The sequence below is a fragment of the Solemya velesiana gill symbiont genome, from assembly GCF_002020805.1.
In the GTDB taxonomy this organism is placed as follows: Bacteria; Pseudomonadota; Gammaproteobacteria; order Chromatiales; family Chromatiaceae; genus Sedimenticola_A.
This window is the reverse complement of the sequence record NZ_MPRJ01000007.1, coordinates 35,833-48,095: the sequence shown is the minus strand read 5'-3', so window position 1 is coordinate 48,095 and position 12,263 is coordinate 35,833. Positions and strand designations below refer to the sequence as shown.

Below are 12,263 nucleotides of genomic sequence, written 5' to 3'. Positions count from 1 at the left end.
GTGTACATGGTGCTCCTCAAACTTTGGTCGGTGAGAGAAGCTACCTATGCTACCGCAGCTTACCCTCTAACCAACTCTGTCGAGTTGCACTTGGAAATTAAATTCGCGTTTCTTGAAAACGGGGTGCTGTTGTACTAAATATTTAAATTACTATCTGAAAACCGTAGCCGTTACCCTCCAATGACCGACTTCATGCATTTCAACACCCGGATGGCCCTTGGGATATCTGAATTGGATGAAGAACATATGGCACTGGTCACCCTGCTGAACCGCCTAGCGGAATCTGTTCAGTCAAACCCGGAAATTGGCTCACAGGAAGCGCATGAGCTACTTATCGAGTTGGAGCGGGAAACAAAAAGCCATTTTCAGAATGAGGAAGCATTCATGGCAAAAAACGGATTTACAGAGCTGCGGGAACATCAGCGGGAACACGCCATGCTGCATGCCGAACTGATGCAGTTCATGAGGGAACTGGAAAACGGGAGTGCGCGACTGGATATAGTGTTGTTGCAGCAGTTAAGAGAATGGCTTGTGGGTCATATCGCGACTACAGATAAAGAGTTTGCCGATTTTTAGCACGAAAAATGTTTGTAAACGAAGTTCGCACCATCACACTTTCAACCACAACTATTCTTAGAAACAAGTGGCTTTCGGCAAGACCGCTCTCTATTTATAGTTCTTTTTGTCCAAATTTATAGTTCTTTTTGTCCAAACCAAACTTACACATCTTGTCATAGAGCGTCTTACGCGGCACACCAAGCGCTTCCATGGTCTCCTTGATGTTGCCGTTGTGGGTAGAGAGTGCCTGTTCGATCACACTCTTCTCGAAACAGTCAACCTGCTGGGGCAGGGTAATGGAGCCCTCTCCGTCTTCACTTCCCCGCAGCACCTGCTCCAACTCGTAGCCATAACTCTCACCCAGCAATACGTATCGCTCAGCGGCATTGCGCAACTCCCTCACATTGCCCGGCCAGGGGTGAGCCAGCAAGGCATGGATCTGTTCACTGCTCGGCGCAGGCGCCTCTTTCTGGTAGCGGGCACTGGAAACCAGCAGAAAGTGATGAAAGAGCAACGGGATATCTTCCCGACGGTCCCGCAGCGGCGGGATCTCCAGGGTCACCACATTGAGACGGTAGTAGAGATCTTCCCGGAATTCGGCCCGCTCCGCCGCCTCTTTGAGATCGGCTTTTGTTGCTGCCACCACACGCAGATCCAGGGGTATCAGTTCATTTGAACCCAAACGCTCGACCATGCGCTCCTGCAGTACCCGCAGCAGCCTGATCTGTACAGGCATTGGCATGCTCTCGATCTCATCGAGGAAGAGGGTACCGCCGTTGGCATGTTCAAACTTGCCGATGCGCCGCTCCTGGGCACCGGTAAATGCACCGGCCTCATGGCCGAAAAGCTCACTCTCGATAAGGTTCTCAGGCACAGCACCGCAATTGACTGCCACAAAGTTCCTGTCCCTGCGCCGGGAGTGCTCATGCAACGACCTTGCAACCAACTCCTTGCCGGTTCCCGTTTCGCCAAATACCAGTACGTCGGCGCCAGTATCTGCAATCTGGGCGATGGTGGCACGCAAGCGTTGAATGGCAGGGGTACGTCCGATAATGCGGGGTCCGGGGGCGCTCTGAGCCTCCAGCTCTATTTTGAGATTACGATTCTCGAGCGTCAGAGCCCGCTTGTCGACGGCGCGGCGTACGGTCTCGATCAGTTTTTCAGCGGCAAACGGCTTCCCTATGAAATCATAGGCACCGTCACGGATGGCATTGACCGCCATCGAGATATCGCCATGCCCAGTGACGAGAATGACCGGCAGATCCCTGTCTACTTCCATTGCCTTGCTTAGAAAGGTCAAACCGTCCATACCCGGCATCTTGATGTCGCACACCACAACCCCAGGCCAGTCAAGCGAAAGCAAGGGCAGTACCTTTTCAGCACTGTTGAAGCACTGCACATCGAAGCCCGCCAGCTCCAGGGTCTGCTGGTTGGCTATACGGATATGCTTTTCATCGTCGATGAAGTAGATCGTCGGATTGCTTTTCATTAACAATTCTTCACTTTCAAACAGGCCGGCAAGTTCAGCCTGTCTTCTCCTCCGGTGTTTCAACGCTTGGCAGGGTCAAAGTAAAAATGGCGCCACCATCCATGTAATTGTTGGCCATCAGTTCGCCATTTATACTTTCTACGATACGGTGGGAAATTGAAAGACCCAGGCCCAGGCCACAACCCTCCTCCTTTGTGGTAAAGAACGGATCAAACACACGGGGAAGATGATCGGGAGCAATACCTGATCCGGTATCGCGAATGGTAATCGCGACACTGTCATCGCTGCTCACCGCCACGATCTCCACTCTTCTCTCGCTCTGCGGTTCAACCGCCTGCAGCGCGTTACCAATCAAGTTGATCAAGACCTGCTCCAGTTGCACCATATCAGCCATCACATAAAGCTCTGTTTCAGGCATCTGCTTTAAGATTTCCGCCTGGGTCTCCTTTATTCTGGATGCGAGTATCCCCAGGGAGTGATCAATAGCCGCGGTCAGGGATACGCTGACCAGCCGCCCCTTGGTCTTGCGGGAAAACACTTTCAGCTGGGAACTGATCTGGGCCATTCGCTCGGTCAGTTCTGAGATTTGGGTCAGATTCCAGGTCGCATCCTCCTTACGTTCATGGTCGATCAAGGCACGCGCATTGTCGGCATATGAACGGATTGCCGCCAGGGGCTGGTTCAACTCGTGACTGATACCGGTTGCCATCTGTCCCAGTGCTGCCATCTTTGCGGCCTGGATCAGTTCATCCTGGGCCTGGCGCAACGCCGCCTCTGTGCGCTGATGCTCTTCGATTTCCCGGATCAAACGAACATTGGTTTCACTGAGATCACGGGTTCGTTCGGCTACCCGCACTTCCAGCAGATCATGGGCCTGGCGTAGTTCCGCCTCCTGTCGCTTTGCAAAACTGATGTCATGAATCGTCGCAATACGCTTTCTGCCATCGTGGAGCTTGAGACTGCCAACCGAGAGTTCTACAGGAAAAATTGAGCCATCCTTGTGCCGGGCATCCAACTCCCGAACGACGACACCCGTTTCTGCAGCATGCAGGGTTTTCTCCGCTTCATTTTTTTGGCTCTCGGCAAAGAACGCGATAAAAGAGTGTCCTGACAGCTCTTTCTGCTGGTAACCGAACAGCTCTTGTGCACGGCTGTTGGCAAACTCTATCAAGCCCTGGTCGTTCATGGTCAGCACACCTGCCTGAGCACCCTCCAATATCGCCCTGATTCGCGCTTCGTTCAGTTCGAGGTTCTTTTTTGCCTGGCGTTCGAAGCGCTCACGCTCACGCAAACGTTTGTGCCTCTGCATCAAGAACATCACAAAGAGTACTGCGATGCCGAAAATCACGGCGGCAGTCAGCACGCTCCAGGTCACTCTTACGCCTACCTGGCTCGTGTCTGCAAGAATGTGCACCTTCCAGCCCGCCTCGGGCATCATCTGCTCCAGTGACAGGTATTCCGTCCTTCCGGTTTCAGCAGGCCGGATGAGTCGACCCTGGGCAGCTGTCAGTGTAACTGCGCCCAGCGATGAGAGTTCCGCATCAGAGTAGCGTCTGCTTGCCCTGATCCTCTCCAACACCTCATCAGGAAGTGGTCCCAGGGTCTTGTAACGCCAGCCCTTGTTGGTGGTGATGAAGATCACGCCGTCCGGATCAGTTACCAGGAACTCATCTTCAGACCGGCTCCATTTCTCTTCATTAGGCGCCATGTTGATCTTGATAACCACGGCACCAAGAATGCGCTCCATCGACCGGACAGGGTAGGCGAAGTAGTAACCTCTTTTCTGTGACGTGGTACCCAGCGCAAAGTACCTGCCGAGATGCCCCTTCATGGCTTCCTTGAAGTAGGGACGATATGAAAAATTGCGGCCCACGAATGGGCGCTCGGACTGCCAGTTCGAAGCGGCAATGGTCAGCCCTGCGTCATTCATCAGGTAGGTATCCGAAGCATCGGAGATCCGATTGATGGTTTCGAGGTAACGATTGAGTGCATCGGTGAGATCCCTGTCGCCAGGGTTCTCAAGCAACTTCACAAGCTGCTTGTTGGTTGCCAATAGCTCTGGCAGGAACTCGTATTTCTGAAGCTGGCCCTGAAGACTGGCCACATAAAAACTGAGCTGGGTACTGCTGCGCTCATGCAGCTCCGCCAAGGCAGTCTCCTCGGTCCAGCGGGCAATCTGCCAAAGCATGAGCGCAATTGAAAAGCCGAGAGCCAGGAGCAGGATACGGGATGTGCGCTGTCCCCTGATGAGGGCGTCCAGTTGGGATGGCATGTGCCTTATCTATGCTTTCGTAAACGATTCATAATCACAAAAGCATAAACCTCTCATCGGAGATTCGCCAATCCCAACAGAAGCAGCAAGATAGATTGTTGCGATCAGATAGCGCGGCTTACCAGCTGCGAACGCGCCCTGTGTCGACATGTATGAATCCGGATTTGGGGTAGAATCCGACACCCCCGCGCTGCAGGTTCATGGCCGTCTGTTTCAGCTTATCCAGGGAAACCCCGGGCATCCGCAGATCCATAGCCTTACCCTGCATGTGCAGACTGCGCTTTGCGACACCGCTGGACTTGTTACTCAGCGACTTGTTTGTCTTTGGTGACCGGTAACCGGAGATGATCTCAAACTTCTGCTGGCTGCCAAACTCTAAGCCCAGGTCGTGTACAAGATCGAACAGACCAGTATCCATGTCGTATACATCACCGGTGCGATGATCTCGCAGCAGGTGATTGAGGTCATTCAGCCCACCTGGCTGGTACATGCCCCCGGACCAGTAAAGAATTTTCGCTTTCTCACCGGTATGAAGATTGAGTAGTTCGATCCGTCGCTCACCGGTACGTCTCACGGTTGCAACCGCCGGTGCAGCAATGATGCCGCCGGCCAATGCCAGTGAAGTGCGGAGAAAACGGCGCCTATGGAAACAGGGAGAAGGATCGATAGTCTGACGAGACTTGGGTAAAAATTTACGCATCACACACAATTAACAACCAAGGGCACGCTTATTGTGCTGTTATTTTCAGGAATGTAAAGAAATTTCTTTTAAAATCAGAGAGAAATCACAGAATTTCAGAAACAGGAGCATATTTCAGTAGGTTACTTCCTCGCCAGGAAACAGATGACGCACCAGTGAGCTGTCCCTGTGATAATGGTCGCCGCTAAAGTGAACCGTACCTGACTCATCCACCCAGCTCGTGAGATAAACGATATAGACGGGTACCGGTTTCTTCAGCACGGCCTTTCTGTTCTCGCCGCTGTCCAGGGTTTCATCCAGGCGAACCTCATCCCACTTTTTGAGTTGATCGAAAAGGTTGAGTGCCAGCCCGCGCGGGTTCTCGATTCTGATGCAGCCATGACTGAACGTTCTCCTGGGCTTGTTGAACAGGCGCTTTCCAGGTGTATCGTGGAGATAGATGTTGTACTCGTTTGGCAGCAGAAATTTGATTCGCCCCAGCGCATTGCCATCTCCCGAGTCCTGCCGGAGCCGATAGGGGAAATCAGACTTGTTATCAACTGACCAGCCGGTCTCCTCAAACGTCAGTTCCCGGGCACTGTCGCTCCAGTCACTCAGAATTCTGAACCCGTTGTTCTCCAGGTAATCCGGCTTCATGGCCAACTGGGGCAGGATCTCGTCCGTGGCAATTGTATGGGGAACATTCCACACCGGGTTGATGTCGATGTAGGTGAGCTCTTTTGTAAACACCGGTGTACGATTCAGCTGATCCCCAACAATGACCCGCATTGAGAGTGCGGTTCCAGCGTTTTTCACATAATCCAATCTGAAAGCCGCTGTGTTAACTATGATGTACTCATCACCCAGGTTTCTTGGCAGCCAACGCCAGCGCTCCATGTTCAGCTCAATCTGGCGAACGCGTTCCCCCACTGGCACATTCATCGCTTCCCTGGTCTTTCGCCCGACTACCCCGTCCTGTTCCAAACCGTGACGCCCCTGAAACGCCTTGACGGCCTTGGTCAACGACTCATCAAAAAGCAAAGGATTGACAGCATCTGCATCATCAAGATCACCTGCCATACTGAGTCGCTCACGCAGCACAGCGACCAATGGCGTCTCCATCCCCCCCTTGAGACTCTTCCTTGTCTCTATGGATTCCCAACCGCCAGCACGCTCGATATCACGATAACGAACAAGCACATTTTTCAGCTGATGAAAGGCATAATGCTTCGGCCCAAGCGCACGCAGAGCACGGTCAATTGGAATCTCGGAGTTCAATATCCCGGCAAGAATCGAAAGGCTGGCCACGGACCTGGGGATATGCCATCGAGGATCATGGACGTTCCAGTCAGCACGCCCCTGGATAAGGTCCTTGCCCAACGTCAGGTACACCAAGTCCAGGAGCAGTTCCAGCCGCCACAACTCGAGCTGACACAGATTCTCCCGCCTCGAATAGACAAGGATTTCATCGTACAGGTAACGCTTCGAATCCAGGCCTTCGGCTTCAACCTGCCCCAGAAAATTGATAAAGCGATCTCCTCGTTCGGATAAGCCGTTGGCCGATATCCAGATTGACTCGGTTCCGGTCACCCTGTAGAAATCTGCGATGGAAGAGTTTTCACCTTCCTGGGTTGAGCTGGTTTCAGTAGACCCCACCCCGGGATTCTGAATGGAGGGGGTTGCGAAGGCGGGGGTGCAGATCAGCCAAACCATGGCCATGAAAGACAGCTGCCACCCGCGAAATTTCCAGCTCTGGCGGCTCATTTCCCTGACAACCTGCCTGGCCTAAAAAGCGTAGGGGGTAATCTAAGCTTAGCAGCTAAATTATGGACTTACGGACACAAAAACCCTGCCTGAAGACGGGGTTTTTGTGCCACTGTGGTGTGTGGTCGTGAGATCAGCGCTTGGTTCCCTTGCGGATCTTCTCAATCGCACGCAGCTGGCCAACCGCTTCGGCCAGTTCGGACTGGGCCCTGGCGTACTCGAACTCGGCCTGCTGGCCTGCGAGTGCCTCTTCGGCCCGCTTCTTGGCTTCGATTGCAGCCGCTTCGTCAATATCCACCGCGCGAACCGCGATATCCGCCAGAACGGTGACCAGGTGGGGCTGCACCTCGAGGATACCGCCGGAGACGTAGTAGTACTCCATCTCCTTGCCGTCACCTGGCTCGACGCGAACCTCGCCGGGCTTCAGCCGGGTCACCAGGGGCGTGTGCCGTGGCGCGATACCGACTTCACCCATGACCGCAGGAGCATAGACCATCTCGGCCTGGCCGGAATGGATCTCTCCCTCTGCACTCACGATGTCCACATGAATTTTCATGCTCATAAGAAACTCCCGGCTCTAATTAGTCGCCAGCGCCCCGCTCAACAGCCTCTTCGATGCCGCCGACCATGTAGAACGCCTGCTCGGGCAGGTGGTCGTACTCACCTTCGACGATCGCCTTGAAGCTTGCGATGGTGTCTTTCAGGGATACGTACTTACCGGGGGTACCGGTGAATACTTCCGCCACGAAGAAGGGCTGGGACAGGAAGCGCTGTACCTTACGGGCACGGGCTACAGTCAGCTTGTCATCTTCGGACAGCTCGTCCATACCCAGAATCGCGATGATATCCTTCAGCTCCTTGTAGCGCTGCAGGGTACCCTGAACGCCGCGGGCTACATCGTAGTGCTCCTGGCCAACCACGTTGGGGTCGAGGATACGGGAGGTGGAGTCCAGGGGATCAACCGCGGGGTAGATACCCAGCTCGGCGATCTGACGGGACAGTACCAGGGTCGCATCCAAGTGAGCGAAGGTGGTCGCGGGGGAGGGGTCAGTCAAGTCATCCGCAGGTACGTATACGGCCTGGAAGGAGGTGATGGACCCGGTCTTGGTGGAGGTAATACGCTCCTGCAGAACACCCATCTCCTCAGCCAGGGTAGGCTGGTAACCTACCGCTGAAGGCATACGACCCAGCAGAGCGGATACCTCGGTTCCCGCCAGGGTGTAACGGTAGATGTTATCAACGAACATCAGAACGTCACGGCCTTCGTCACGGAAATTCTCGGCGATGGTCAGACCGGTCAACGCCACACGCAGGCGGTTGCCTGGAGGCTCATTCATCTGACCGTAAACCAGGGCTACCTTATCGAGTACGCCACCTTCGGACATTTCGTGGTAAAAGTCGTTACCCTCACGAGTACGCTCACCAACACCGGCGAAAACGGAGAAGCCGGAGTGCTCGACCGCGATGTTACGGATCAGCTCCATCAGGGTTACGGTCTTGCCTACACCCGCACCGCCGAACAGGCCGATCTTACCGCCCTTGGCGATGGGCATGACCAGGTCGATAACCTTGATGCCGGTTTCCAGGATCTCGGTAGTGGTGGCCTGCTCTTCGAGCTTGGGTGCTGCACGATGAATCGGCATACGCTCTTCGGTCTCAACAGGGCCGGCCTCGTCAACCGGGTTACCCAGAACATCCATGATACGGCCCAGGGTTCCCTGGCCTACAGGAACGGTAATAGGGTTACCTGTACTGACAACTTCAACTCCACGCTTGAGACCGTCGGTTGAACCCATGCAGATGGTCCGGACAACGCCGTCACCCAGCTGCTGCTGTACCTCAAGGGTCAAATCTTCTGATTCGATCCTGAGCGCATCGTAGACCTTCGGCATATCACCTGCTGCGAACTGAACGTCCACAACGGCGCCGATGATTTCCACCACTTTACCCGAACTCATTTCTGGTTCCTCGTTAAATTCAAAATTCAATTCGCCTTACACAGCGGCGGCGCCACCCACGATCTCGGAGATCTCCTGGGTAATAGCTGCCTGGCGGGCTTTGTTGTAGACCAGCTGCAATTCGTTGATAAGGTTGCCTGCATTGTCGGTAGCGGACTTCATTGCCACCATGCGGGCAGACTGTTCGCACGCTGCGTTTTCGACAACCGCCTGATATACCAGTGACTCGATATAACGGACCATCAGGCCATCCAGCACATCCTTGGAGTCAGGCTCGTAGATGTAGTCCCAATGGTGTTTCAGCTCCTCGTTGGGTTCAGCTGAAATGGGAACAACCTGCTCTACGGTCGGCTTCTGGGTCATCGTATTAACGAACTCGTTTGAAGCGACGTAGATGCGATCTAACTCGCCATCAACATAAGCGTCCAGCATCACCTTGACGGTACCGATCAGATCCTCGATGTGAGGAGCGTCACCCAGGTGAGTGGCCTCTGCCAGCACACGACCGCCAAAGCGCTTGAAAAAACCCAGTGCTTTTGTGCCGATGGTGCAGAACTCGACCTTGATGCCCTCGCCCTGCTGCCGCTTGACCTCTTTAACCAGCTTGCGGAACAGGTTGCTGTTGAGGCCGCCACAAAGACCGCGGTCCGAGGAGACGATGATGTAACCGACTCGCTTGACCTCGTTACGCTCCTTCATGAAGCTGTGGCGGTACTCCGGATGTGCGTGGAACAGGTGGCCGATGACGTTACGCATCTTGTCCGCGTAGGGACGAGTCGCGTTCATGCGGTCCTGGGCCTTGCGCATCTTTGCGGCCGCCACCATCTCCATCGCAGAGGTGATCTTCTGCGTGTTCTTGATGCTGGCGATCTTGGTGCGGATTTCTTTTGCGCCTGCCATGATTAAACCTTATCTATTCAGCTCTCAGGGATCTCGTGCTTACCAGGTGTGGTTTGCCTTGAAATCCTTCAGGGCGTCGTGCAGGGCATTGGCGATCTCGTCGTTGTAGTCCGCAGTCTCATTGATATTGTCCATCAGAGACTTCTGGCTGCTGTTCATGTAGCCATGCAGAGCCGCTTCGAAATCGACAACCTTGGACGCGTCGATATCATCCAGGTAGCCTTCGTTCGCTGCAAACAACGAGGTGGCCATCTCGGCGATGGAGAGCGGAGAGTACTGGTGCTGCTTCATCAGCTCAGTAACACGCTCACCACGCTCCAGTTGCTTGCGGGTGGCCTCGTCCAGGTCGGAGGCGAACTGGGAGAATGCCGCCAGCTCACGGAACTGGGCCAGGGCCAGACGAACACCGCCGCCCAGCTTCTTGATGATCTTGGTCTGTGCTGAACCACCTACACGGGATACCGACAGACCGGCGTTGATAGCCGGGCGGATACCTGCGTTGAAGAGGTCGGCTTCCAGGAAGATCTGACCGTCGGTAATGGAGATCACGTTGGTCGGTACGAACGCGGATACGTCACCGGCCTGGGTCTCAATGATGGGCAGTGCGGTCAGGGAACCGGTCTTGCCTTTCACTTCGCCGTTGGTGTTCTTCTCCACCTCTGCCTCGTTAATATGGGCAGCGCGCTCCAGCAGACGGGAGTGCAGGTAGAAAACATCACCGGGGTACGCTTCACGACCCGGCGGACGACGCAGCAGCAGGGATACCTGGCGGTAGGCCCAAGCCTGCTTGGTCAGATCGTCATAAACGATCAGCGCATCTTCACCCTTGTCGCGGAAGTACTCACCCATGGTGCAGCCGGAGTAGGGCGCGATGAACTGCAGCGCTGCTGACTCGGCGGCGGTAGCGGCCACGATGATGGTGTGATCCATGGCGCCATGCTCTTCGAGCTTGCGGACCGTCTGGGCGATGGTGCTGTTTTTCTGACCTACGGCAACGTAGATACATTTAACACCGGTGCCTTTCTGGTTGATGATGGCGTCGATGGCAATGGCAGACTTACCGGTCTGGCGGTCGCCGATGATCAGCTCACGCTGGCCGCGGCCGACAGGCACCATGGCATCGATCGCTTTCAGACCGGTCTGTACTGGCTGATCAACCGACTTACGGGCGATAACGCCGGGAGCAACCTTCTCAATGGGAGAGGTCGCTACTGCATCGATCTCGCCCTTGCCGTCGATGGGGTTACCCAGGGGACCGACCACACGACCCAGCAGGCCTTCACCTACGGGCACTTCCAGAATGCGTCCGGTGCACTTGACCGAATCGCCTTCAGAAAGGTGAGTGTAGTCACCCATGACAACCGCGCCCACGGAGTCACGCTCCAGGTTGAGGGCCAGGCCAAAGGTGTTGCCTGGGAACTCCAGCATCTCGTAGGACATCACGTCTTCCAGACCGTGAATGCGTGCGATGCCGTCGGTCAGGCTGATTACCGTGCCCTCGGTGCGGGCTTTGGTCTTGAGATCGAATTTCTCGATCTTATTCTTGATCAGTTCGCTGATCTCGGATGGATTGAGTTGCATATTGGCTTCTCGCTTAGATTCCTAATTCGTTCGCCAGTTGCTGCAGTCGCCCGCTGACTGAGCCGTCGAATACCATGTCGCCTGCACGGATGTGCACGCCGCCGATCAGGTTCTCGTCCTGCTCGGAGGTGATGGTGATCTCACGTCCCAGTTTCTCTTTCAGCGCGTCAGCAATTTGATTCTCCTGGTCGGCTTCCAGGGCGCATGCGGAGCGGACATGTACATTGAGTACCTTCTCGCTCTCCGCTTTCAGCTCTTCATAAAGAGCTGCGATCTCACCTGCAATCAGGAGACGATCGTTTTGCACCAGCAGCTTGACCAGGTTCTGCCCCTCTTCGTCGAAGTGGTCGCCGCAGACGTCCAGCATCAGGTCGGTCAGGGCATCCTGGTCGACCTTGGGGTTGACGATGAGACCCGCAAGGGCAGGCTCCTCGACAGCTTCTGCTAGAAACGTCAGCATGTCGGACCATTCGGCGAGCTTTTCGCTCTCCTGGGCCCGGGCAAATACCGCTTCCGCGTAAGGACGGGCGATTGTGGTAGTTTCTCCTGCCATAGCAGTGCCTTAGATCTGTTTGGCCAGGGATTCGACGATGTCTTTGTGTGCCGCGGCGTTGATCTCCTTCTGGAGGATCTTCTCCGCACCAGCTACCGCCAGTTCAGCCACCTTCTCACGCAGATGCTCGCGAGCACGGTTGGTCTCCTGCTCGATCTCTGCCTGGGCTGCGGTCACAATGCGATCACCTTCGGTGCGCGCATTATCTTTCGCTTCGTCGACAATTTCAGAAGCTCGCTTCTGAGCCTGGGCAACAATTTCACCTGCCTGGGCCTTGGCCTCATGCAGTACGTCTTTTGCCCTTTCCTGAGCCAACTCCTGCTCGTGCTGACCACGCTCGGCGGCGGCAAGGCCGTCGGCGATCTCTTTGCGACGAGTCTCCAGTGCGCCCATGATCGGGGTCCATACGAATTTCATCGTGAACCACACGAACACTACGAAGGAGAGAAGCTGACCTATAAGAGTCAGATTGATGTTCATCCCGGATTTACCTCGCTTTTAGACGAGAT

General features: G+C 55.0%; 11 protein-coding genes. 1 reads left to right on the top strand and 10 read right to left on the bottom strand.

The window, feature by feature from the left end; all coding sequences use genetic code 11:
• The first annotated feature begins 180 nt into the window (after positions 1–180).
• Entirely contained in the window at positions 181–576 is a 396-nt protein-coding gene (locus BOW53_RS01900) for a bacteriohemerythrin (RefSeq protein WP_078485835.1), read from the top strand.
• 94 nt (positions 577–670) lie between these two features.
• Here BOW53_RS01900 and BOW53_RS01895 read toward each other — a convergent pair whose 3' ends face one another.
• From BOW53_RS01895 to BOW53_RS01850, 10 genes are all read right to left on the bottom strand, one after another.
• Positions 671–2,047, bottom strand: coding sequence for a sigma-54-dependent transcriptional regulator (locus BOW53_RS01895; RefSeq protein WP_078485834.1), 1,377 nt, complete (start codon positions 2,045–2,047; stop codon positions 671–673).
• A 34-nt stretch (positions 2,048–2,081) separates the two neighbouring features.
• Complete coding sequence (locus tag BOW53_RS01890) at positions 2,082–4,319, bottom strand: ATP-binding protein (protein WP_078485833.1); 2,238 nt, start codon at positions 4,317–4,319, stop codon at positions 2,082–2,084.
• A 118-nt stretch (positions 4,320–4,437) separates the two neighbouring features.
• Entirely contained in the window at positions 4,438–5,019 is a 582-nt protein-coding gene (gene mepK / locus BOW53_RS01885; RefSeq protein ID WP_078485832.1) for a peptidoglycan L,D-endopeptidase MepK, read from the bottom strand.
• Between the two features lie 114 nt (positions 5,020–5,133).
• A complete protein-coding gene (locus BOW53_RS01880; RefSeq protein WP_172838728.1) occupies positions 5,134–6,717 on the bottom strand; it encodes a L,D-transpeptidase family protein in 1,584 nt (527 codons plus the stop codon).
• A 178-nt stretch (positions 6,718–6,895) separates the two neighbouring features.
• Entirely contained in the window at positions 6,896–7,324 is a 429-nt protein-coding gene (locus BOW53_RS01875; protein WP_078485830.1) for a F0F1 ATP synthase subunit epsilon, read from the bottom strand.
• A gap of 19 nt (positions 7,325–7,343) precedes the next feature.
• On the bottom strand, positions 7,344–8,720 hold the full coding sequence (atpD, locus tag BOW53_RS01870) for a F0F1 ATP synthase subunit beta (RefSeq protein WP_078485829.1): 1,377 nt from the start codon (positions 8,718–8,720) through the stop codon (positions 7,344–7,346).
• Positions 8,721–8,756: 36 nt separating this feature from the next.
• The gene (atpG, locus tag BOW53_RS01865; RefSeq protein ID WP_078485828.1) at positions 8,757–9,620 is read right to left on the bottom strand and encodes a F0F1 ATP synthase subunit gamma; all 864 of its coding nucleotides are present in this window, start codon (positions 9,618–9,620) and stop codon (positions 8,757–8,759) included.
• 39 nt (positions 9,621–9,659) lie between these two features.
• Positions 9,660–11,201: a F0F1 ATP synthase subunit alpha gene (gene atpA / locus BOW53_RS01860; protein ID WP_078485827.1), complete on the bottom strand. Its 1,542-nt coding sequence runs from the start codon at positions 11,199–11,201 to the stop codon at positions 9,660–9,662.
• Positions 11,202–11,214: 13 nt separating this feature from the next.
• A complete protein-coding gene (locus BOW53_RS01855) occupies positions 11,215–11,754 on the bottom strand; it encodes a F0F1 ATP synthase subunit delta (protein ID WP_078485826.1) in 540 nt (179 codons plus the stop codon).
• 9 nt (positions 11,755–11,763) lie between these two features.
• The gene (locus BOW53_RS01850) at positions 11,764–12,234 is read right to left on the bottom strand and encodes a F0F1 ATP synthase subunit B (protein WP_078485825.1); all 471 of its coding nucleotides are present in this window, start codon (positions 12,232–12,234) and stop codon (positions 11,764–11,766) included.
• Positions 12,235–12,263 lie beyond the last annotated feature (29 nt).